General features: G+C 49.1%; 24 protein-coding genes. 19 read left to right on the forward strand and 5 right to left on the reverse strand.

The features are described 5' to 3' along the window. Positions 1–136 precede the first annotated feature (136 nt). From ACFSB2_RS10230 to ACFSB2_RS10245, 4 genes are all read left to right on the forward strand, one after another. A complete protein-coding gene (locus ACFSB2_RS10230) occupies positions 137–505 on the forward strand; it encodes a VOC family protein (protein ID WP_377942931.1) in 369 nt (122 codons plus the stop codon). A gap of 6 nt (positions 506–511) precedes the next feature. Next, positions 512–1291 (forward strand): class I SAM-dependent methyltransferase, encoded by a 780-nt coding sequence (locus ACFSB2_RS10235; protein ID WP_377942932.1) that lies wholly within the window; start codon positions 512–514, stop codon positions 1289–1291. A 135-nt stretch (positions 1292–1426) separates the two neighbouring features. Beyond that, positions 1427–2101 (forward strand): PspA/IM30 family protein, encoded by a 675-nt coding sequence (locus tag ACFSB2_RS10240; RefSeq protein WP_377942933.1) that lies wholly within the window; start codon positions 1427–1429, stop codon positions 2099–2101. Further along, complete coding sequence (locus ACFSB2_RS10245; protein ID WP_377942934.1) at positions 2098–3261, forward strand: TPM domain-containing protein; 1164 nt, start codon at positions 2098–2100, stop codon at positions 3259–3261. The genes ACFSB2_RS10240 and ACFSB2_RS10245 overlap by 4 nt, the downstream gene beginning before the upstream one ends. Before the next feature lie 99 nt (positions 3262–3360). Here ACFSB2_RS10245 and ACFSB2_RS10250 read toward each other — a convergent pair whose 3' ends face one another. After that, on the reverse strand, positions 3361–3771 hold the full coding sequence (locus tag ACFSB2_RS10250; RefSeq protein ID WP_377942935.1) for a hypothetical protein: 411 nt from the start codon (positions 3769–3771) through the stop codon (positions 3361–3363). A gap of 335 nt (positions 3772–4106) precedes the next feature. On the opposite strand from ACFSB2_RS10250, the gene ACFSB2_RS10255 reads away from it, so the two are divergent. Then, on the forward strand, positions 4107–4193 hold the full coding sequence (locus tag ACFSB2_RS10255) for a TetR family transcriptional regulator (RefSeq protein ID WP_377943004.1): 87 nt from the start codon (positions 4107–4109) through the stop codon (positions 4191–4193). A gap of 128 nt (positions 4194–4321) precedes the next feature. Beyond that, positions 4322–4567, forward strand: coding sequence for a hypothetical protein (locus ACFSB2_RS10260; RefSeq protein WP_377942936.1), 246 nt, complete (start codon positions 4322–4324; stop codon positions 4565–4567). 443 nt (positions 4568–5010) lie between these two features. Here the strand turns inward: ACFSB2_RS10260 and ACFSB2_RS10265 are convergent, their stop codons facing one another. Further along, positions 5011–5682 carry a carboxylesterase family protein gene (locus tag ACFSB2_RS10265; protein ID WP_377942937.1) on the reverse strand — a complete coding sequence of 224 codons (672 nt, stop codon included), beginning with the start codon at positions 5680–5682 and terminating at the stop codon, positions 5011–5013. Between the two features lie 254 nt (positions 5683–5936). Between ACFSB2_RS10265 and ACFSB2_RS10270 the strand changes: the two genes are divergently transcribed. Next, entirely contained in the window at positions 5937–7055 is a 1119-nt protein-coding gene (locus ACFSB2_RS10270) for a G1 family glutamic endopeptidase (protein ID WP_377942938.1), read from the forward strand. A gap of 17 nt (positions 7056–7072) precedes the next feature. Here ACFSB2_RS10270 and ACFSB2_RS10275 read toward each other — a convergent pair whose 3' ends face one another. Continuing rightward, complete coding sequence (locus ACFSB2_RS10275; protein WP_377942939.1) at positions 7073–7429, reverse strand: hypothetical protein; 357 nt, start codon at positions 7427–7429, stop codon at positions 7073–7075. A 308-nt stretch (positions 7430–7737) separates the two neighbouring features. Here ACFSB2_RS10275 and ACFSB2_RS10280 point away from each other — a divergent pair, with 308 nt between their 5' ends. The 6 genes from ACFSB2_RS10280 to ACFSB2_RS10305 all read left to right on the forward strand — a co-directional run bounded on the left by ACFSB2_RS10280 (position 7738) and on the right by ACFSB2_RS10305 (position 13967). Beyond that, entirely contained in the window at positions 7738–8523 is a 786-nt protein-coding gene (locus ACFSB2_RS10280; protein WP_377942940.1) for a hypothetical protein, read from the forward strand. Between the two features lie 58 nt (positions 8524–8581). Beyond that, positions 8582–9427 carry a DUF3307 domain-containing protein gene (locus tag ACFSB2_RS10285; RefSeq protein WP_377943005.1) on the forward strand — a complete coding sequence of 282 codons (846 nt, stop codon included), beginning with the start codon at positions 8582–8584 and terminating at the stop codon, positions 9425–9427. 245 nt (positions 9428–9672) lie between these two features. Then, positions 9673–10416 carry a hydrogen peroxide-dependent heme synthase gene (hemQ, locus tag ACFSB2_RS10290; RefSeq protein ID WP_377942941.1) on the forward strand — a complete coding sequence of 248 codons (744 nt, stop codon included), beginning with the start codon at positions 9673–9675 and terminating at the stop codon, positions 10414–10416. A gap of 37 nt (positions 10417–10453) precedes the next feature. Beyond that, positions 10454–11635: an amidohydrolase gene (locus tag ACFSB2_RS10295; protein ID WP_377942942.1), complete on the forward strand. Its 1182-nt coding sequence runs from the start codon at positions 10454–10456 to the stop codon at positions 11633–11635. A 217-nt stretch (positions 11636–11852) separates the two neighbouring features. Then, positions 11853–12623: a LysM peptidoglycan-binding domain-containing protein gene (locus tag ACFSB2_RS10300; RefSeq protein WP_377943006.1), complete on the forward strand. Its 771-nt coding sequence runs from the start codon at positions 11853–11855 to the stop codon at positions 12621–12623. A 318-nt stretch (positions 12624–12941) separates the two neighbouring features. Next, positions 12942–13967, forward strand: coding sequence for a C40 family peptidase (locus ACFSB2_RS10305; protein WP_377942943.1), 1026 nt, complete (start codon positions 12942–12944; stop codon positions 13965–13967). A 270-nt stretch (positions 13968–14237) separates the two neighbouring features. On the opposite strand, the gene ACFSB2_RS10310 is transcribed toward ACFSB2_RS10305, so the two are convergent. Next, positions 14238–15020 (reverse strand): M48 family metallopeptidase, encoded by a 783-nt coding sequence (locus tag ACFSB2_RS10310; RefSeq protein WP_377942944.1) that lies wholly within the window; start codon positions 15018–15020, stop codon positions 14238–14240. Positions 15021–15154: 134 nt separating this feature from the next. Between ACFSB2_RS10310 and ACFSB2_RS10315 the strand changes: the two genes are divergently transcribed. Next, on the forward strand, positions 15155–15667 hold the full coding sequence (locus ACFSB2_RS10315; protein ID WP_377942945.1) for a hypothetical protein: 513 nt from the start codon (positions 15155–15157) through the stop codon (positions 15665–15667). Between the two features lie 82 nt (positions 15668–15749). Here ACFSB2_RS10315 and ACFSB2_RS10320 read toward each other — a convergent pair whose 3' ends face one another. Then, entirely contained in the window at positions 15750–17084 is a 1335-nt protein-coding gene (locus ACFSB2_RS10320) for a glycosyl hydrolase family 18 protein (RefSeq protein ID WP_377942946.1), read from the reverse strand. A 454-nt stretch (positions 17085–17538) separates the two neighbouring features. Between ACFSB2_RS10320 and ACFSB2_RS10325 the strand changes: the two genes are divergently transcribed. From ACFSB2_RS10325 to ACFSB2_RS10345, 5 genes are all read left to right on the forward strand, one after another. Beyond that, complete coding sequence (locus ACFSB2_RS10325; RefSeq protein ID WP_377942947.1) at positions 17539–18627, forward strand: Glu/Leu/Phe/Val family dehydrogenase; 1089 nt, start codon at positions 17539–17541, stop codon at positions 18625–18627. A gap of 314 nt (positions 18628–18941) precedes the next feature. Continuing rightward, positions 18942–19940 carry a lipoyl synthase gene (lipA, locus tag ACFSB2_RS10330; protein ID WP_377942948.1) on the forward strand — a complete coding sequence of 333 codons (999 nt, stop codon included), beginning with the start codon at positions 18942–18944 and terminating at the stop codon, positions 19938–19940. Between the two features lie 14 nt (positions 19941–19954). Beyond that, the gene (gene lipB / locus ACFSB2_RS10335; protein ID WP_377942949.1) at positions 19955–20647 is read left to right on the forward strand and encodes a lipoyl(octanoyl) transferase LipB; all 693 of its coding nucleotides are present in this window, start codon (positions 19955–19957) and stop codon (positions 20645–20647) included. After that, entirely contained in the window at positions 20631–21755 is a 1125-nt protein-coding gene (locus ACFSB2_RS10340) for a M20/M25/M40 family metallo-hydrolase (RefSeq protein WP_377942950.1), read from the forward strand. The genes lipB and ACFSB2_RS10340 overlap by 17 nt, the downstream gene beginning before the upstream one ends. Positions 21756–21838: 83 nt before the next feature. Next, positions 21839–23275: an amino acid permease gene (locus ACFSB2_RS10345; protein ID WP_377942951.1), complete on the forward strand. Its 1437-nt coding sequence runs from the start codon at positions 21839–21841 to the stop codon at positions 23273–23275.

A 23275-nucleotide genomic window follows, 5' to 3' on the forward strand; every position in this document is an offset into this window, starting at 1 on the left:
CAGTCAAATCAATGGGAGAGTTCCAGCGCTCCCTTTTACAAAATCCAATACAGGTTTCGCGATTTGCGATGACAGTATCTTCCTCACCTGAGCTATGCTGAAATACAGCAAACGATAAGCGAAAGGGGAATTCCACATGACAACACATATCGCAGGAATTGATCATGTGCAATTGGCGGCACCACCCAACTGTGAAGCCGTGGTGCGCGCGTTCTTTGGCGACATGCTTGGCATGGTAGAACTGACGAAGCCGGAGAAATTGCAAGCTCGCGGTGGCGTTTGGTTTCAGTGTGGCGCACAGCAATTGCACATCGGTGTGGAGCAAGATTTTGTCCCGGCGAAGAAAGCGCACCCAGCTTTTCTTGTGCGTGATCTTACTCGTCTGTGTGAGACATTGGCGCGCGCTGGTTATCTGGCTGTAGAAGATCCACTGCCGGGTATTCGTCGCTGCTTTGTGTTCGATCCGTTTGGCAACCGTTTGGAATTTGTTGAACTGGAGGAATAAATCACAATGCCCATCAACTTTCACGATGAAAAAAACAGCCGAAGTTATGCGTCCAGGGATGCAGATGTCAGCTGGGCCCAGGCCATCAAATCTTTGGTCGATCCCGTAGGTCGGGCGGTGGCCGATATCGGCTGTGGCGGTGGTATATACGCGCAGGCGTGGCACAAGATCGGTGCATCAAGCATTGTCGGCGTCGACTTTTCGGATGCGATGGTGGAGACAGTTAAAAAACGGTTTGTGGGTGATACCTCATACACGTTTCAGGTTGGAGAGGCATCAGCGACGGGAATAGCGGACGGCAAGATGGAGATTGTTTTTGAACGTGCCTTGATTCATCACCTCAAGGAATTGGAACCCTATTTGCAAGAAGCGTACCGCATTCTAGCGCCGAATGGCCATCTGCTCATTCAGGACAGGACACCGATGGACGTGGCGCTTCCGGGATCAGAGGATCATCTGCGCGGGTATCTCTTTGAATGTTACCCCCGATTGCTGCCGTTTGAACAATCGAGGCGCTGGTCGAGCGAAACCGTCGCAGAGCGCATGTCTGAAGCTGGATTTCGCCATGTGCAGCAAATCACAGTGTGGGAGACGCGACAAACCTATGCGTCGTTCGCCGAATTGGCCAATGATTTGCGCGGACGCACTGGCCGGTCTATTCTGCATGAACTAACCGATGACGAGATCGAGCAATTGATTCTGTATCTTGAGCAGCGCTTGCCAAAGCATGGGCCGATTGAGGAGCGGGATCGATGGACCATTTGGTCTGGGCAAAAGGGCGCATGAGATGGGCGTGCTGCGTTGGCTGTTTAGCCAAAGGGGAGACATCGCTTACGGAACCTAAGGCAGAGCAGCGTCGCAACGCGTAAATGAAAATAGGGTATAATTCAACCCAGATCAGTTTGTGCGAGGAGGTTTTTTATGTTGAGTGTTTTTCAGCGGATCAAAGAAATTGGGCTTGCCAACATTCATTCAGCGCTGGATAAAGCCGAAGATCCTGTGAAAATGTGCGACCAATACCTGCGAGAGATGGAAGATGAAATCGAAAAGGCGGTGGAGGCCGTTTCTTTGCAGACGGCGTCGAAACTGACACTGGAGAAAAAATATCAAGCATTGCTGGCGCAAGTGCAGAAATTTCAGACTTATGCCGAGCAGGCTGTTGAACAAGAAAACGACGAGCTGGCCAAAAAGGCGCTGCTCAGCAAGAACAAGTATCAACAACAGGCAGATGAGTTAAAACCGCAGGTAGACAGTGTTGTGGCGGCGACGGCGAACTTAAATGCGCGTTTGCATGAAATGCGTGAGAATTTCGATGAGATGAAGTCCAAACGCAACCTGCTGGTTGCCCGCGCAGAGGCTGCCAAAGCGCAGAAACATATCAATATGACCATGAATGGCATTGGCGGTGGAGTGGCGGCAAAGGGATTTGACAGGATGGAAACGGCCGTCAACCGTTTGGAGGCGGAGGCTGAAGCGCATCGTTCGCTCGCCGAGCAGGAAGAAGATCCGTTCAAAGCATTGATGGAGCAAAAGCGCGACATGGTTGTGGACAGTGAACTGGAGGCCCTGAAAAAGAAATTGGGGAAAGCAGAATGAAGCGTTGGCTGACTGGCCTCTTCACAGCGTTTGTGGCTGTGTTTTTATGGGCGAACTCAACTTTTGCCGCTGATACGCTGCCGCAAAAACAAGGTGTTATCACCGATCAGGCCCATCTTTTTTCCGCCCAACAAACGCAGAAGATTGAACACGCGCTCGCGCAAGATCACTATCATTTCTATGTGTTGACGGTCGTCAAACAACAAAATTTCTCCCAGTATTGCAATCAGGTGTTTAATGCTTGGGGCATGGGCGGAAATGACGTTTTGCTTGTGATTGATGTCGGAGATAGACAGGTTCAACTGGTGGCGGAAAAAGGAACACAGTTGGATAACATCATCCGCGAGCGTGAACATGGCTCGACTGTGGCGGATAAGTATCGGGCCGTTACCGATGCATACTTTGTTCCAGACGCCAGACAAGGGGACTTTACGAGCGCGGTCATTCAGACCACCAATGCGCTCAACCGCCTGCAACCGATGTCGCGCGTCGTTTTACCCTATATTCTCGTCCTCTTGATTCTGTTAGTGCTTGTCGTCTGGCTCATTGCATTTTACGTGAAAAGGCGCAACCGAGCTCGCTTGGCTGAACAATTGGAGCGCACCAAAGACAGTCTGACTGAAATATTGACTTACTGTATCGATACTGAATCTCAGTTGAGGGAAAAGCTAATCTTTGTCCGGGGTGATGAAAAAACGTTGCTGCAAACCCAATTGGACCGTATTGGCGAGAAGTTGCCGCGACTCAATGAAATCGGAAGTGAACTGAAGGCAAGTAAAATCAGCCTTTATCACGTCTATCGATTAGAGGATGAGATTTTTGAGATCAGCCAATACATTCGTTCTGGACAGACCAAAGTGGATACGAAGGCGTCTCAGCCACCACATTCGGACAATCCGTCGAATGCACAGCCAAACCAAACGGTGATTGTGGAAAACGGGGGATCATCGTTCTTCGAGGGGATGCTGGTTGCTGACGTTTTGGACTCGATGTTTGATAGGCAAGACGACGAGGACCGCCGTATGGGATGGAACAGCCCTATGTCATCTGATGGCTCGGATTTCGATGACGGCGGCTCAGATTGGGGCGGAGACGTCGACAGTGGCGGCTCGGATTGGGACGGAAACGATGACAACAGCGGTGGCGGATCGGACTGGTGATGCCGGTAGCTCCGTTTCCTTGTCAGTGAATGACCGCATGGCTTTTGCCGCAATGCGGAAGGGGAGTTTGAAAGGGCGCCCATATGTTTGTTTCTTGAATTAAGGGGCGTCCTGTGTTGGTTGTTCGGTTGAGTCTAATTTTTCTACACGGCGTTGGAAATGATGAAGTGATGAACCAAGATCGTTCAGTTGTTCACGGATGGCGTCAATTTCTTTTAACTTATGATTGGCGGCGCGCAATTCACGGAGCAATTGTACGGTCGGATCATGCGAGATCCGCTGCGTTTTTTTCCTGCTGTTTTGTTTCTTTGCATTTTTTCTTTTCTGGCTGTTCTGCGTTTTATGTGTTCTCTTCGTAGCGATGGGAGTAGATTTTTGCTGTATTGTTTTCACGGTAAGTACTTCTGGTTTTTGAGCGCTGATTGTTTCAGGCCCCTCCCGGCGCAGTTGAGCATCATAGTACGCCCGTATGAGCATGGGAACCCAGCGCAGTCTTTCAAAGCGGGCCATTTCCGCTCCCCCTCAGCTTGAATTGTGTCCGACGGCTTCATCGCATGCCATCCCCTTGATTCAGGTTTAACGGGTACGGGAATCATCACGCACGCAGTCAGATCACCCAATTACCAAAGTCTATGTGGCCATACTCCATTTGTATCCCGTCAAACGTTTAGCCAAATTCGCCTATTTTCCTCGATTTGACTTTATCTCTTGACACGCCTATAACCATCGGTTATCAACGGTTGGTTATATACAATGGATCAAGCGTGATGGAGTGGTTTTATGCCAAGCAGGCAAGAGATGCGTTCTGAAGAACCAAAAATGCGATTTTGACCGCTGCCGGACAGTTGTTTGCAGAGCGGGGATTTGATGTCGTGACCATGCGTGAAATCGCCAAACAAGCTGGCTTTAGAGCAACTGCGAAGAGAGGATGAACGAACCATGAAAATACAGCCTATTTCTCAACATATTTGGAGCCTTAGGACAGCGATGATGATGATGTGTTACTTGCAGGCGAATTGTTTACAGTTAATAAAAGGGAAAATTGAAGAGGCCGAGGCCGATGTTTACTGCGGATATGGATGAAGCGATACGAAGCAGTCAACTCATTTCTGTGATACAGCCGAAGCGTTTAGATGGTGTCATGGTGTCACTGTGTTTGAGCCGACAGATCAACTGGATGTCTATCGTGCGAAATATAGCGCCAATTCACATTGAGGAAATGGAGAAACCAAGCACTTTGTCCCTCCATTTCCGTCAGCGGGAAGGCAGGCGCCTTTGGGGGATACGTCCCAACTGGCTGGGCTGAATGGTGACACCTAACTTGGCGGCAGCCTCTTTCTGACTTAGCCCTTGTCGCTGTAATTGCTGCATTTTTGTCGCGAATTTAAACATCAGCATGATAAACCACCTCATTTGTCGATGTTGTTGTTTCTGCTTGCATCTCTACTATAAATCTGACCTGTAAAGATTCATGTAGATAAAGCGTGCCTTTTGTGTAAATAAATCGTGAACGTAGCCCGATAATTCGAAATTTTGGTCGCCGTGAATGAATTGAGCGTGTCCACAAACGTTCAATGGCACATGATATGTGCGAAGCTTAGGCTGTGTCACGGACAGTACACTAAACATCTCGTCAAATAACGAATTGGGTGATTAGATGGGGACCCTACTCGGGTTTCATATGCGGACGGACAAAGACGGCGTGGCTTTTGCCACGCCGATGTGTTGAAAACATGTATGCGTCTATGATCACTGTGAGGTGAGCAACTCGCTTTTTTGATGTTGCAAAAACCATTCGTACAGCGCTTTGTTGTTATAAGTTTCAGTCCAGGAATCATGTTTTGCCTCTGGATAGACTGTAAACTTGACATTGTTTCCGATATTCCGCAGCGCGTTGACCATGTCCTCTGTCGCTTTTAACGGGACGATATCGTCCTTTGCGCCGTGGAAAGCCCAAACAGGCATGTCCTTCAAATATTGTGCAGTCAGCGGTTGACCACCGCCACAAATGGGGGCAATCGCGGCAAAGCGCTCTGGATATTCAGCGGCGATGTGCCACGTCCCAAACCCGCCCATACTCAATCCTGTCAGATACACGCGGTTGGTATCCACCCGGTATTTCGCGATGATTTCATCCAATAAAGCAATGACAGCATCCTTTTCGATCAGCCATGAAGAACCGCTGGGACATTGAGGAGAGACCGTAATAAACGGAAAATCCGTCCGCTCGGATACAATCTTGGGAATGCCGTGTACCTTGACAAGTTCCAAATCGTGGCCGCGTTCGCCCGCGCCGTGTAAAAACAGGATAAGGGGGAAGTTTTCATCGCTTTGTGCATAATGTTCTGGTACATAGACCAGGTAATCTGCCGTCACTGTTTTGGTGATGGTTTTTTCTAGCCTATCTGCTTGTTGTGCCATGACAAATCCTCCTCACTGTCTTGCATCATGTTCCATCGATCATCGTCAGGAAAACCATTGTGTTGAGCAATTGCAAAACGTGAACTTGTAAGCGTGAACATTCTGCTATAGAGACTATTGTATATCTTAAATCATTTGCCAGACCAGCAAAATTTCAATGAATGTTCAAGTGAGGCGATATATACTTGAATCAAGCGTCGCGTGCCTAAAATTTCGGCTTGAAGGAAATTTGAGATGAAGTGGGGAGTAAAGTGATGAAAAAGCGCAACATTTCAGTGGCGTCGCTTGTGTTATGTGCAGCAGCGGTTGGTACGTTCTTTGATTCTCACGGTGTGCCGTTCGTTCATGCAGGGCAAACGTCTTTGCAACATCGGTTATCTATTCAGATTCCTACTAGACATGCAAGTACTTCATCTATGTTCGCGAGTGACACGAGCACATCAAGCACCAGCATGCCGCAAAATACGCAGGGATCTGGCAATTGGGCTGGTTATGTGGCGTCGCCTGCCCAAGGTGCGAATGGTTACACAAGCGTTTCAGGGCAATGGACCGTGCCCAATATTACAGGAAGTGAAGATAGTGTCGCAGCGCAGTGGATCGGACTGGGTGGCGTTTCATCGGACGATCTTTTGCAAATGGGCACCATTGAACAGTTTGAAAACGGGCAAGCTGTGGCGGATATCTTTTGGGAGAAGCTACCTGCTAACGCTAAGAATGTCATGACGGTGCCTATTGGTTCAACCATAGATGCCTCTATCGCAAAAACGTCGTCAGGTACCACGTGGGATGTGTCGTTTACTGCGCATACTCCTGATGGAAAGACGGAGTCCAAGACGATTGCTGTACAGTTGAACAGTGCTTATGCAGAAGGTGTCGGTACCTCTGCAGAGTGGATCAGTGAGGATCCGTCCGATGAAAACAATCAATTGTATCCATTGGCAAATATGGGGACAGTGACTTATCAGTCTGCGCTGGTTGATGGCAGTCCCATCAATGCGACAGGGAATCAAGTGCAGCCTGTGGCGCTCGTATCTGACGGTGGGGATGTTTTGATTGCGCCTTCCGCTTTGAATGCAGATGGAAATTCTTTCACGACCACTGTGGAAAGTACAGACACAGACTCTGGTGCAACAGATGGTCAAGGCGGCGTGCCGCAAGGTACATATATGCCCAGGGGGCACGGCAGAAGAAGTGGCTGGTCGCAGCACGGTCGTTTCGGCCATCAGGGCAATGGATATAACCAAGGCTATGGCGCCGGTTACGGATACAGCTATACGCAAAGTGACAGCTATGGAGCAGGATATGGTTATACACAAGGGTATAGTTATGGTTCCGGGTATGCAAACAGTGGATATGGCTATGGGTGGCGATGACAGACATCGCCACTGTTTTATATGGCCATGCGCTGTTTGCGGCGGCGAATTTGATTGTGCGTGCTGAAGTATGCGCAAGCTGCGGCTAAAATGGCAGTCGCTGCGCACCAAAACCATATTGTGTTATCGAAATAGATGATGGCGACACAAGCTGACCAAAGCGTCGCCAGCACAAAGAAAACCAGCGATAACCACCAACGCCAAAGTATGGCGACGGCGCCGAGAAAGCATACACCCGCGAACATCAACTCTGCTGCGCCTGCGGCTTCAAGTTGAACAATTTGGTTCATAGCGCCCGCATGCGCAATGAGCATGGCGTTGACCACGGCATAGAGACTAAACAAAACAGCGACAATACAAGATATGATTCTCATCAGGCATCCTCCAGTTTGTGATTTTCAATTAGTGATTGAACAAATGTGTAATTCAGTGATGTTGTGGAAGTAGAAAGATAAATTGAATATCGTTTCACGCAAAAGACGTTTCTTTTAGGATCTACTCTATGAAGCGTCTAGTTTTTTATGCCCTCTTCTGATATGAAACAATGTAACCGTTTTGAGTTAATCAACATGTGATTAACCGTTTTTGGTTAATTCGTGTATAATTAACCTTGATCGGTTAAGTCGAAATGGGTTAACCAATGTACGTGATCAGAAAATCCAAATCAAAGGGGGGCTGATGAGTGCAACCAGTTTCCATCTTTATGATGGACGTGACCGACTCCACACATTTCGAATCGCCTAGAGAATTGGACCGTTACTTGAAGCAAATCGTGAGTTGGATATCCCGGTGGACGGAAGGTGAAATACAAGCCCGTGTCAAAAATCGTTATGGCGACGAAATTCTCTTTGTTTCGGAGCATTTCTTTACAAGTTACGTGGTTGCGTACTTCATAAAACAAATATGGAGATATGACAACCATCCGCCCATTTTTGCCAATACTTACGGGATGATCGAAGAATCGCTGCATACGATTGAGGACATTGATACGTGGAATCATCCACTGTTTAAGAATGCGCGCAATGCGATGGATAAATTGAAGAAGGATAAGCGTGAGCGACCGTGGTTCATGACGGAAGCTGAGGATTACTTGGAAGATTCACTGTTTGCGAGGATGCATGATACAATCTTGTATTATCAAGATAGAATCTTCAAAAATCACAGTCCTCAACAAAGAATAGCGAGCGCGCTTTATACTGTATGTGATACGCAACAAGAGGTAGCGACGATTTTGCATAGGACACCCGCGAATATTTCCAAATTGCTAAGCAAAGCGGATTCGGACGCATTGAATCGGACGTTTGAAATCGTGCGAGATATTTATTTGCGGCTGGAATGTCACGCAAATCAAAGTGATCTAAATGTGTGCCTGCCCACGGTTCATTCACTTTTGCACGCCATAAAAAGTCATTTGAGAACACACTTGGACTCCATATTTGAATTGAACGGGGTAGACCGCCATGCGTGACACCTTTCGATCCGCCAGCATCTACATCAAATGATCGGAGACACTGACTGTGCCATTTATGACCCTATTTGCAGCTCACCTGCTGGGAGATTTTGTGTTTCAATCTGCAAAAGTTGCTATGAAGAAGTCGAGAATGAACAGACAAATGATAGCGCACATGCTCATTCAGCTATTCATGACTTCCTGCGCAATGGTCGTCATTGTCTCCTCCTCTCCCGTCGCAGGGGGAAAAGCACTGGCAATGGGCATTGCACTTGTCCTATTTCACTGGATCGTCGATATGGTCAAAGTTGAACTGGATGCACTGTTTCAGAAACGATTTCATTACTTTTCCTTGTTTTCGTTTGTCATCGATCAAGCGCTACATGTTTTCGCCATCTTAATAGCGCTCTTTTTCCTTAAAATGATTACGCCAAGTACATTTGTAAAAACTGCCTACGCGTTGATAAAAGCCCATCCGATTGCTTTGACTCCGCTAGGGCACATGCTTGCGGTTGGCATAATGATGTTATTGGCCACGCGCTTTAGTGGGTTCTTAGTCGGTAAGTTGGTTGGTCCACAGCCTAGACAGGGGTTGGTGGAAACCGAGAAGAAACTGGTTCTCACGACGGTGTTCCCGTCCAAAGAAGCCGCCGATACCGCGAAATCTGAAGTGACTTACATGCACATGGCAGAACCAGACCCGGGACGGGGGGCCTTAATTGGGTATCTTGAGCGGCTTATCGTCATGTTCTTGGTGTGTGGACAAGCTTATGCTGCCATTGCATTCATCGCTACGGCAAAGTCTTTGGTCCGTTTCAAGCAAATGGAGCACCGTGAATGGGCGGAATATTTTTTAGTAGGAACGCTCTCGTCGATGTTGTTGGGGCTTTTAGCGGGCCATATATTGCGCGCTTTAATGTGAATAGATTGCCTTGTGCCTTGCAGGACTTATGCCTGCTTAGGCACAAGGCGGGGGCGACATTTATAGATGAAAAAGGGTTGACTTCTTATTCAGGTCCTTCGCATCTTGGTATAATGGATGGGAACGCCATGCGCGATACGAGCAGAACCATGAAAACGCGAGTCAATGAAGGCGGATGGCGCGACAGCAGGGAGCCCGCTTTATTTTCGTAGAGTGGAACAATATGGTTAAAGGAGTGTCAACTGATGGGGGCACCAGCAACACTTGAAGGATGGTACGTTTACCACGAGTTTCGCACAATCAATTGGGAACAGTGGAAATCTATTGCAGAGACGGAACGAGTGCGCATCATGCAGGAATGGTCTGCATTTGCCAATGCGCAGGCAAATATAGAGCGGGATCGAAAAGGAAGTTATGGGCAGTACATCATGGCGGGACATAAGGCGGATGTCTTATTCATATTCATGCGTCCGAGTCTGGCGGAATTGAATCAGCTCAAAGCGGATTTAGCGAAAACGTCCTTGGCCGATATGAGTCAGTCGGTTTATTCATACATTTCCATTGTTGAACTTGGCGGTTACATGGCGAAGCCTGGGGTAGATCCCGCATTGGATGAGGCGTTGCAGGCACGGCTAAAACCAGAAATGCCGCCACATCAGCATGTCTGCTTCTATCCCATGAACAAACGCCGTCAGGGCGAAGATAACTGGTTTATGCTCAGTGAACAAGAACGTCGTGAATTTATGAAGGCGCACGGAATGATTGGGCGGCAGTATGCTGGTATTGTCAAACAAATCATCAGTGGATCCGTCGGGCTTGACGACTGGGAGTGGGGCGTCACTTTATTTGCCGATGATCCATTGCAGTTCAAAAAACTGGTATATGAGATGCGGTTTGACGCGTCAAGCGCGCGTTTTGCAGAATTTGGCCCATTTTATGTGGGTCATCGCGCGAGCAATGAATCGTTGGCGCAATGGTTGCGTATTTGACTTAGACGTTGCAAGACTGTAAAAGGAGGCTGAGATTATGGCAGTGACGGTGGAGACGATTGATGCGCAGGTTGCCTCGATTCAGTCTGAAATGATAGCGTGGCGCCGCCATTTGCACGAACATCCGGAGGTATCTTTTCACGAGGAACAAACCGCACAATACATTTATGATACACTGTCGGAATTTGGACATTTGGAACTGACTCGCCCGACGAAGACGAGTGTGGTTGCGCGTCTGGTTGGGGCGCATCCTGGCATGGTGCTTGCGCTGCGCGCGGATATGGATGCACTGCCGATTCATGAGGAAAATGACGTATCCTATAAATCGCGCACACCTGGCGTCATGCACGCGTGTGGCCATGATGGACATACGGCCATGCTGCTTGCTGCAGCAAAGTTGTTGTCCGCACATCGGGACGAAATAAAAGGTGAAATCCGCTTTATTTTTCAACATGCCGAAGAAGTGATTCCGGGCGGCGCTCAAGAACTTGTGAAAAAAGGTGTGCTGGACGGTGTGGACGCAGTGGTCGGGCAGCATCTATGGGCGCCTATGGCGACCAAGACCATCGGTGTTTCCGCAGGACCTTTGATGGCCTCTCCAGATACATTCCATCTCATCATCACGGGACGGGGTGGGCATGCAGCCCAGCCGCATCTGAATGTGGACCCCATCGCGATTGGCGCGCAAATTGTCACCAATCTACAGCATCTTGTCTCACGCTATGTGGATCCATTCGAACCGTTGGTGGTCAGCGTGACCAAATTTATTGGCGGGACAGCGGACAACGTCATTCCGAATTCAGTAGAGTTGTGTGGAACCGTGCGCGCCTTTCGGGATGATCTGCGGGACCAAGCCGCAGAATGGATGGAACGAGTGATTCGCGGGCTTACGGAGGCGCATGGGGCGCATTATGAATTTCACTATGAAAAAGGGTATCGCCCTGTCATCAATGACGAAGAAGTGACAAATCGGGTGAAAGCCGCTTTGGAGAACGTGTTTCCGGCGGATGTCGTGCAAACGGCTGCGCCGACCATGGGTGGCGAAGACTTCTCTGCATATCAAACGGCTGTACCTGGGACATTTTTCTTTACTGGCATCTACAACGAGGAAAAGGATGTGATCTATCCACATCACCATCCGCGTTTCAATATTGACGAGGACGCATTGCAATATGGCGTAAAAGCGTTATTGGCAGTTGCTTATCATTTCTCTGCGTAATCTGGCAACAATGTATCTTCGTATCAAAGTGGGTATAGATGACCAAAAAAGGACCCAGCTGACAGTGAAACTCGTCGGCTGGGTCTTTTTATGTCTTACCAAATTATGCGTGCTGTGCCATGGCAAGATTTAAGGTCTTACAACATCTTGTGTGCATGTTAGTCTATTTGAGCAGCAGCAGTTTATTTTAGAAAGGATAGATGAACATTTGAAGAAAGTGATGTGTTCTGCTTTGACAACGGTTGGCGTACTTGCGATGTCAACGGTATCCGTGATGGCGGCAACAACGCATACCGTGCAATCCGGTGAATCCCTGTGGACCATCTCGCGCGCCAATGACGTCAGTTTGCCAGCGATGGAAGCTGCTAATCCACAAGTTGTTAATCCTGGTAACCTGCAGATTGGCTCACAGGTAAAGATACCGAGTGGAAATTATACAGTGCAGCCTGGAGATACGTTTTTCACCATCGCCAACGCGCACGGTGTCACTTGGCAAGCGATACAAAATGACAATCCTGGCATCGATCCGTTGATGATTTTACCTGGTCAACTGATCAATGTGCCAAATGGTACAAACTCAGCTGCTGCAACGTCTTCCTCTGCAAACACCGCCGTATCAGATACAAGCCTGTACTGGATGTCTCGCTTGATTCAAGCGGAGGCAAGCGGAGAGAACATGGAAGCCAAAGTGGCTGTGGGGGATGTCGTTTTGCATCGCGTGCAAAGTTCAGATTATCCAGATACAGTAAAAGGTGTGATTTTTCAAGTGGTTGACGGCTGTTATCAGTTTACACCCGTGGAAAATCAGGAGATCTACAACACGCCAAGTGCGGATTCAATCACCGCAGCAGAAGAGGTCTTAGATCAGGGCGTGGATTACGTGCCTGGCGCGTATGTCTTTTTTACACCATCCAAAACCCCTAGCTCGAGCTGGGTTTGGAATCAACCGCGGACTGCTCAAATTGACGATTTTATATTTGCAAAATAATACATCTGGAAAGTGGTTTCCAGTTAAATCGAAACGTTTTCAGGAAGGTTCTGTGTTATCAGAGCCTTCTTTTTTTCTATTCAATGTTGTGAAAAGGTTGGTACAAAGGCATTTTGAATTGGAAATCATGTAATTTAAATGGTTGATAACGGATGAAAAGGTGTATAAGAGGAATTCCATCCATGCTAAGTTTTACTAACAGGATTTAGCCAATATAGATAGAATCCTCCCTATACAACCATCTAAATTCCAATTTAGATTTATAAATGGAATTGGTGGATGTACTTACCAAAACAAGGAGAGGCGCGTGGTTCTAAAATGAAGAAATTTGTGTTAACTGTCGGGAGTCTTCTATTGTCTGCGGCTCCGTTTGTTGGAATTGCTCAAACGGCATATGCTGATACACAATCTTATGTGGAGACGCAACATGGGTGGGTAGATTACCATCAAAGCGCAAGCATCAACAGTCCAATTACGGGACGATTGAACTTGGGAGACAAAGCAGTGCTTGTGGGCAAGGCAAACAGCTACTGGTACGAAATCAGTATCAACGGTACAGATGCGTACATTACAACCAACACAAAGTACACAAAAGTCGTAGACGCGACGACTTCATCGAGTGGCGGCACTTCACAGTCTACAGGTACAACCGGGGCTTCCACTACAACTTCATCGGGATCGACCAGCACTGATGTTACATACGTCCAGACGAAACAGGGATGGGTTTCATATCATAGCAAAGCGGCACTCAGTAGCCCAGTGATTGGCAAACTGCAACTTGGTCAACAAGCAGTGCTCGTCAAGCAGGCGAACTCTGCATGGTATGAGATTTCCTTTAACGGCCAAGTCGGATATATCACCACTAACAGTAAATACGTGACGGTGACAAACCAGAGCAATGGTGACGAAGGGGTCAATTTCCCGGCAGGAACCAGCAGCACGCCAAGCGACTGGAAAACAGAGGCGGACGCGGTCATTGCGGCAGCCAAATCGCAGCTGGGCGTTCCATATTTGTGGGGCAACCAGATCCCGGGCGTCGGTTTTGATTGCAGCAATTTCGTCGAATGGTCTTACCACACGGGGATTGGTGTAACATTCTCCACCTCATCGGAATATCAACGAGACAATGTGGGCACTCCGGTCGCGTTGTCGGATATCCGCGAAGGAGACCTTCTTTTCTTTAAGACATCGACCAATGCCACAGGTGGCGGGCACGTCGGCATTTACTTGGGCAACGGGCAAGTCATTCAAGAAGGCGGCGGTGAAGGCAAGGTGACCATCGAAACCTTGGCGACGACCTGGTTTGGCAAAAATCTTGTGTTCGCGCGCCGGATCATTCAATAAGGGATTTGCCCTATACGATACGGAAACAAAATGGCTACGGGCGGGTGCCTCTATCGAATGCTTTTTTGAGCACATACCCTACACCAGATTAGACGAGGGGGGTGTAGAGATGTACGGAGCATTCGGTGGGTACACTCGCTGGGCGGTTGTGTTCTTGATTATCTTCGTGCTCTTCATTCTGCTGGTTCCTTACGGACCTGTAAGCACAACCACCTGCACAACAACACCTATTGTGTAAAGCGACTTACACACAGGAATTCGGGACCAAGGTCAGCTGCGGTTGACCTTCCCGTTCTCCTCTGTTTGATCAGTGGGCTTGGTGAAAGTCATTTCTTCTGGTTGTAAGCGGTACAACACATTTCCTCGTACACGCAACCAACTCTTTGCTTGTTCGTAGTCAGGCATCATGTCTTCTACAATCCGCCAAAATTGAGCACTGTGATTCATCTCGCGCAAATGCGCCAACTCATGAATGATGACATATCTTTGCACATATAACGGCGCCTGAATCAACCGCCAATTTAAGTGGATATTCCCCTTGCTCGAACAACTTCCCCAACGACGCGCCTGCTCCTTGACGGTGATTCGCGCAGGTGTAAAGCCATACTGAATGGCCAACTGGTGGGCGAATTGCAATAGAGATCGATTTGCCTCTGCTCTAAGCCAAGTGTAAACCACCCGATGCACGTCGGCGGCGGGAACCAGTTGATTGACCCAAAGCCGCTGTGAAATCTCGTCCAATTGAACAGATGCATCTTTCGATCCCGATGGTTGACATAGGCTTACAAGCGTATAGGACATGTCGTTTATGGTGATGGAATCTCCCAATTGAAGCATTCTCTTTGTGATAAGTTCTGTTTTCTTTAGTTGTTCTACAATCCAATCGACATGTTTCACGAGAACGGACTCAATCGTTTTTTCTGTCACTTGCAACGGTGCGCTGACGATTACCATGTTCTGTTCAACGCGAAGGATTACACGGACTTGTCTGGCTTTTGCCGGAACGCGTCGGTATGTGATCTTTTCGCTGCCGATTTGCAGTTGCTTTTCCATGTTTCAAATGAACCTCTTCTCCGCGCGACGCTGTTGTCCCGTTTCACCAGACCATTGTACCGAAATAGGCATAACCCTGTCTTGTTAACGCACACTATGTGATGACAAAGCTGATGAGACGGAGATGATGTTGCATGAAAATGTGGCGGTTAGGAGTCGTTATGCTGACGAGTCTTGCATTGGTGGGCTGCGGTCAGGCAGATTACGATTCGAAACGGCAAGCTGCCATCATGGAACAGATGTTGCCGCCTGGACTGGCCGATGCGCCGGCGAAAGTGAATTTGCCAAAGTGGGGCGTGCGGAATCCACATGTCCACGTCCGTTCAAAGGACGGAAAAGTGGAGATTTATTCCGACGACACTGGATGGAGTGGACATACCATCAATGTATACTACGTGCCTGCTGCCAATGTGGAGTATTACAATGGCGACTACGCAGTTCATTCTACTTATGCCCTACAACGCGTCGCCACAGCGCATCTCAGGAAGAACGGTTCGTGGCTTGCCACTTGGAATTTGAAGGGACATGAGTTGCCCGATATTTTCTATCTGTTGGTCCGAACCGATGTCGGCCAAGTCACAGTGGAAAAAATGAAAGCAGACGGACAAAAAGTCACGGTCACAGGCGCGGGAAATCCAGTGGCATAGCATGATGAGATCAACTGGTCACCTCGGTCCGCATGTTTATACAATCAGGGGCGATTGTATAAACATGCGCATTTATTTGGTTTTAGGAGACGCTGTTGCGAAGCGCGTCTAAAACCGATGACCAGGTCTTTTGATTCGACCAATATAGTGACCATATCGAGATGCCAGCCAAGCCGTTTTCGTTGACCAGTGACAGTTCATCGTTAAACGTCTGCGCAGTCGGATACCATATTTCTGTATATCCGTCCGTCTCTGGGTAACGGGCGTACATGAGATCGAGATCGGACTTCCATGTGCCACTCGTGTGATGTGATTGCAGGATGCCATTGATGTCTCCGTCAGCGGTGGCTGTGGTCGTTACGTTGCCATTTTTGTGTACATGCCACAACTCTGTGTAGAACGGCATACCCAGGATCAGTTTGTCTGTTGGCACGCCCGTATTCAACAAATCATAAACAGATTGCGACACCCACGGCAAATCAGCCACCGGACCTGGATCTTGGTCGCCGCCCCAATGCTCGTCGTATGCCATCAAACATACATAGTCTGCATCATCTGCAAGCCCAGCATGGAAGAATGTCGCGTTGTCGCTGAGTGGAACAATGTCCGGAGAAATGTCGACGGACAACGTCACATGCATCGAAGCAAGTTTTTGATGCAGTGACTTGATGAACGCGGTATACGCGTCTCTGTCTGAGTTGTACATGCTTTCAAAGTCGACATTGATGCCATCGTAATCATTCGTTTTGGCCGCATAGGCCAGTTCGTCAATCAAATTCGCACGGGCCTTCGGGTTTTGTAGCACTTCGTGCGTCAATTTCGCGTCAAAATTATTATCCACGAGCGCCCAAACCTTGATGTGATGCTGATGTGCGTATTGGACGACATCCGGCAAAACGCTGTCTGTGATGTTGCCAGAGGCGTCGCTTAAGTGCATCCACTGAGGACTGGCGACGTTTATCCCCGGATTGTCTGCCAACATCTGTTCAGATGCCGAAGCTGAAGCTGGTTGCAGCCATCCCATATCGATCTTGTCGGAGTTTGTTGCCCATGTGGAAATGGAATGGAAAAGGGATGATTCTGTTTGATTATTTTCAGCAATTTGTGTCGTGGTTTCCGGCAACTGGTTGGTGAGCATCGACAAGGGATCAGAAAACGGCAGATGCAGTGTTGAACTGATGGCGCTGATGAGCGAAGGCGAAGCCGACGCTGTGTTTTTTGTATAGTTGGGTGTGCCGACCAGTTCACTCAGTTCTACGTTGGCCAGACGGGATGCTTCCAAATTTGCCAGGCGTGGCACTCTAGCATGGCCAAAGATCAAGATAACAGCTGCAAAACAACTGATAGCGAGCATCATGAGCGCGACGGTTGCTGCGATGAATTGCGAGATAGAGTGGCGAAATTTAACTGGGTCCATGCCGACATGCGCTCCTTTTTCAAGTCTTGTTGCTAGTCTATGAAATCTCGACTTGTGGTAGAACCCATCCGTGCGCGCTAGATTACAACTGGCTGTTCATAGGTTGAAAAATGCCGTATTTCAGGTAATTACGACTTTATTTCAGCAGCTTGGCATGGCTGTGTAAAGCGCGTATGATGGTCGAGGAAGATATATGTAAAACGTATTGCAGCGATGTTTGTAAGCGTTTTATATCTATAGCTGTCTGTTGCTTTCGTTTGATTTTGTAACATATTTGCGATTGTTGACTTCCTTTTTTTATTTTTCCACTTAAAGTAAGGGTTGTATTTTCATTTCGAAGTGATGTGCAACTTGAGTGGTTTGGCCGCAAACGTCGAATACTCAATCAAAGACGCCGTCAAAGCATTTTACAAACGTTTGGTTGAATAGTGCGTATTACAAGGAGGAAATTCGGATGAACATCTTCGCGTATCTTGAGCAGTACGACTATGAGCAGTTGGTGTTTTGTCAGGACAAAGCGTCTGGCTTGAAAGCCATTATTGCGATTCACGATACAACGCTCGGGCCTGCGCTGGGTGGATGCCGGATGTGGACATATGCTCGCGAGGATGACGCAATTCTGGATGCGCTTCGTCTCGCGCGCGGAATGACGTACAAAGCGGCCGTTGCCGGATTGAACCTGGGCGGCGGCAAGACCGTCGTGATGGGGAACGCGAAGACAGACAAAAATGAAGCGCTGTTCCGCTCGCTCGGCCGTTATATCCAGAGTCTTGGCGGCCGTTATATCACTGCAGAGGATGTCGGCACGGATGTGCATGACATGGACCTCATTCACATGGAGACCGATTATGTGACCGGTATTTCACAGGCTTACGGCTCGAGTGGGAACCCATCTCCTGTCACTGCGTTCGGCGTTTTCCGCGGCATGCAGGCGACAGTAAAAGCGGCTTTTGGCACAGATGATCTCGCCGGAAAGCGCGTCGCCATCCAAGGGCTCGGAAATGTCGGCATGCATGTGGCGAGACTCGTCAAGGAAGCTGGCGGTGAACTGATCGTCGCTGATATTAATGATGATTCTGTTCGCTCCGCGGTGAACGAACTGAATGCCAAGGCGGTTGATGTAAAGGATATTTTTGAAGTTGATTGTGATATTTTCGCCCCCTGCGCGCTTGGGGCTGTCATCAACGACAGCACAATTGACAGGTTGCGCTGTCAAGTCATCGCTGGTTCGGCAAACAATCAATTGGCAGAAGACAAGCATGGTGACTTGCTGCACCAAAGAGGGGTGGCGTATGCACCTGATTATGTCATTAACGCCGGCGGCCTCATGAATGTGGCGGATGAACTCGAAGGGTATAATGCGGAAAGAGCGCACAATAAAGTGGATGGCATCTACCAGATCATTGAGAATGTGTTTGAGATGTCTCGCAAGGAGAACATACCGAGCTACCGCGCGGCGGATCGACTGGCGGAGCAACGGATTGATCAGATGCGGCGCGTGCGCAGCAACTACTTGTTCCATGAGAAGTCGTTGCATCGTTGATGTGCGTTGTGTGAAGCACTGCACAAGAACGAATGAAGTTCAGCATTGTCATTTGATCTACAATACAAGCTCAGTGACCCGGAGTTCAAAAAAATTCGGGTCACTTGTTTTGTCCTTATGCGTTCATTCTTGTACAATACAGCAAGGGTCATTGATACCTGTGGCCATACTTGAATTTTCCCGAATTGACGACGATGCGTGGTGTACTCACATACTGGCAGCGCCAGCCTACGTTCTACGATGGCGCTACGATGGCGGCAATGGTGACATCGCCAAGAGACAACACTTAATTTACAAGATGGGATGATGTGTGCATGACACAATCCAAGTTGCAAGAAAAGCAGGCGGAAAAAGTTCGGATTATGGAAGAACAGAAGATGACGCGTCCGGCTTGGCTGAAAATCAAAGCGAAGACTGGGGACAATTATAAAGCGCTCAAAGATATTATGCGCACTCAATCCCTGCACACGGTGTGTGAGGAAGCGCAGTGTCCCAACATTTTTGAATGCTGGGAGCAGCGGACCGCCACCTTTATGATTTTGGGGGATATCTGTACGCGTGCTTGCCGTTTTTGCGCAGTGAACACTGGGCGTCCAACTGAATTGGACTTACGTGAGCCCAAGCGCGTAGCTGACGCGGTTGTAGCGATGGATTTACAGCATGTCGTCGTGACCAGTGTCGCCCGCGATGATTTGGCGGATGGCGGCGCGTCCGTCTTTGCAGCTACCATTCGCGCCATTCGCAATCGCGTTCCCAATTGCGGTGTAGAAGTGCTGATTCCCGATTTTGCTGGAAATTGGGACGCGTTAAAAGTGGTGATGGACGCTTCTCCAGATATTTTGAATCACAATGTGGAAACGGTCCGTCGGCTGTCAGATAGAGTTCGGTCTTTGGCAAAATATGATCGGACATTGGAACTTCTGCGCCGCGCTAAGGAGATGCGCCCAGACATTCGGACAAAGTCCAGTATTATGATTGGCTTGGGTGAATCCATAGAAGAAGTATGCGCGACAATGGACGATTTGCGCGAAGCCATGGTGGACATCGTCACCATTGGTCAATATTTGCAGCCGACGGAAAAGCATTTGCTGGTTGAAAAGTTCTACACGCCGACCGAGTTTCTCAAACTGCGTGGGGAAGGCTTGAAGCGGGGATTTGCCCACGTTGAATCGGGTCCGATGGTGCGCAGTTCATATCACGCACACGAGCAGGTATTGCGCGCAGATGGCAAACCGCTTCAGTCATTGACAGATGAAGCGCGTCAAAATCATCTGCGCGAAGCGACAACGCTTGCCTCGGCGGAACAGGCTTGATGAGGGAAACCGACATGACTGCGGAGAGAGCAATTGAGTGGATAGACCTTGGTCACATGCACTATGATGAAGCGCTGGAACGTCAATTGGCGCGATCCCGAGCGTTGCTGGCCGAACAAGACAACCAGCAGACCATCTACATGGTCGAGCATCCGCCAACGATTACGATTGGGCGCAATGGAACGACGGATAATATCGTGGCGAGTGAGGCATTTCTTGAGGAAAACGGCTTTACGGTGCGCCATGTAGATAGAGGCGGCGATGTGACATATCACGGTCCAGGGCAATTGGTCGTGTACCCAGTGTTGCATTTGGCGCCTTGGAACAACGATGTCAAAGCGTATGTTCGCAACTTGGAAGAAAGTGTGATCAGATCTCTGGCCACAGTGAATATACACGCAACGAGGCACGCAGATTACCCTGGTGTTTGGGTCGGGGATGCAAAAATTTGCGCGGTGGGTGCGCGGGTGCAAAAGCGGCCTTCTGGAGAATTTGTCACGTATCACGGCATCGCTTTGAATTTGAACACGAATTTAGATCACTTTTCCACCATTGTCCCCTGCGGCATTCGCGACAAAGAGGTGACTTCAGTCGCAAAGGAACTCGGGGAAGCAGTGGATTTTTCGGATTGGCAAACGCGTGTCAAAGCTGCCTTTATAGAAGTGTTCAACGAACAGGGGTTGTATCAAAATGAACGAAAAGTATAACGTGAGAGATCTCTTTCTCTCCCTGGTCCAAATCGATAGCCATTCGCTGCAAGAGGGGGAGATGGCGGCACGTTGCAAAGCGGAGCTCGAATCCCTTGGCCTGCAAGTCACCGTTGACAAAGCGGGCGAAGCGTTGAATGGACAAACCGGCAATTTGATTGCCAAATTGCCAGGGGAGCCGAATATGCCTAAAGTGCTTCTGGCGGCGCATATGGATACGGTTCGACCCGGAGAAAGCGTGAACCCGCGCGTGGATGAAAATGGCGTGGTGTGGAGCGATGGGAAAACGGTGCTTGGCGCAGACGACAAAGCGGGCATTACCGCCATTTTGCTGGCGTTACAGGAAATCCAACAGCAACAGTTGCCACATGGCGACATTCAGGTCGTGTTTACCATCGCAGAAGAGATTGGGTTGCAAGGCGCTAAGCAGTTGCGTGAGGCGCAGTTGGATGCCCATTTCGGCCTATCTTTAGATTCTGGCGGCGCACTCGGCACGATTGCCGTTGCAGGCCCTGGGCAAGCGAAGTTTGAGGTCACGGTCACAGGTGTGCGCGCGCATGCAGGTGTAGCGCCAGAGCGCGGGGTGAGTGCCATTAAAGTGGCGGCGCAGGCGGTGGCGTCCATGCCACACGGGCGGATCGACGAAGAGACGACGGCCAACATTGGCAGTTTTGTCGGCGAGGCGCCAACCAATGTCGTCGCAGACAAGGTGACCATCATCGGTGAGGCGAGAAGCCGTAACCCTGAAAAACGTGAACGCATATTGGAGAAAATTGAGCAGGCATTCGCACAGGCGGCGCAGGCTGCTGGAGCAAAAGCAGATTTTACGCAGACACTGATGTATGAAGGATTTGATTTCCCTGCTGATGCGCCACTGCGCAAACGAATTGAAAAAGCGCTTCACGACAGTGGATTTACGCCAAATCCACAGAAAGTCGGCGGTGGCAGCGACGCCAACGTGATTCAAACGCTAGGCGTACCCATTTTAAACATTGGGTTGGGCTATGAAGACATTCATTCCACGAATGAACATATTGCATTGGCAAACATCGAACATGCTGCGCAAGTTGCGGTGCGTTTTTGTACATTACCTTGGGACGTCGCTTGAGCTGTTCGTCTTGATCCGTCAGTATAGTTTACTTCATTTTTCCGAATAATACCTTCTGATCTCATATCAGGAGGTATTTACTTTTGAATAAGACGCGTATGCGAACGACACCACGTCAAAAAACGATGGGAACTCCTGTGCAAGCGAAAGCCAGCATGTCCTTGACTGAACTGATTTTGGTGGGCGTTGGCGGCATCGTCGGCGCAGGGTTCTTTCTCGGTTGCGGTGCCCCAATACAAAGCGCTGGACCCAGTGTGCTGATCTCTTTTGTGATCGGCGCTTTGATCACAGCGCAAGTCATCGGCGCGTTGAACACGGTCGCGTTGGATCACCCTGTGGAGGGGGCGTTCAAAGTGTACGCGGACATGTATCTGGGGCGTTATGTCGGGTATATGCAGGGTTGGTTGTATTATTTGACGAGTATCCTGACCATTTCCAGTGAAGCGGTGGCTTCGGCCATCTTTGTGCGGGTATGGTTGCCGTCATGGCCATTGTGGCTGCTCTCCTCCAGTTTCGCCGCGCTGATTTTGCTCATCAACGCATTTGGCGTACGGAATTTTGGCCTTATCGAATCATTCATGAGCGTGGTGAAAATTGCGGCGCTTGTCGGGTTCATTGTATTTGTGGCCATCATTCTGTTTGGCTGGCATGCGCAAACGGCCGTCACGGGGACACATGCTGCAACATCTGGCAGCGGCTTTTTTCCACACGGTGCGGGTGGCGTGTTTCGTTCCATGCTGATTGTCATCTTTGCCTATGCTGGCATCGGCGTGTTTGGCACCGCCGCAGTCGAATTGAGACATCCGAAGCAGCTTGATGTCGGCGGAATCTGGACAGTGACCATTCTGGGGTTAATGTATATCCTCTCCATCGGCGGTATACTCTTGGTGCAACCTTGGCGGTCGGTCAGTACCAATGTCAGCCCATTTGTTCAGGCGCTCCAACATCTCCATTTGACCATACTGGCGGATGTGTTCAATGCGGTCATCTTGATCGCCTCATTTAGCGTCATGGCTGGCGCGGTATTCTCCGCGAATCAGATTTTGAGCAGTCTCAGTCACAGCGGAGAAGCGCCGTCTTTTACAACCCGCACGCTTGGAAAACGACAGGTTCAGTATGGCGCATTAATTTTTACAGCAATTGGTTTAGCCATCTTTATTGGTTTGTCGTATTTGCTCCCGTCAAGCGTGTATAATTTTCTTATCAGCGCTTCGAGCTTTTTCACATTTTTCAACTGGTTCATCATATTGATGACGTTCGTTTCCTGGCGTCACCGGAATGAGAGTCCTGGGAAGAACGCGCATAAACATATATCTCGCTTGACCTTTGGACAACCCATATCTACATTCATCACGATGGCCGCCATCGTCTTTTTAGCGGGGTATGCCTTGACAGAGCGTGATCAACGCCTCGGTTTTTACGCGTGTTTGGCCATCTCGGCCATCTTGAGCATCGGTTATTTCTTTACGCATAAATACAAGTCGGCAAGGGTGACAGACGGATACAAAAGAATGGAGTGA

It is taken from the genome of Alicyclobacillus fodiniaquatilis (genome assembly GCF_042678105.1).
In the GTDB taxonomy this organism is placed as follows: Bacteria; Bacillota; Bacilli; order Alicyclobacillales; family Alicyclobacillaceae; genus Alicyclobacillus; species Alicyclobacillus fodiniaquatilis.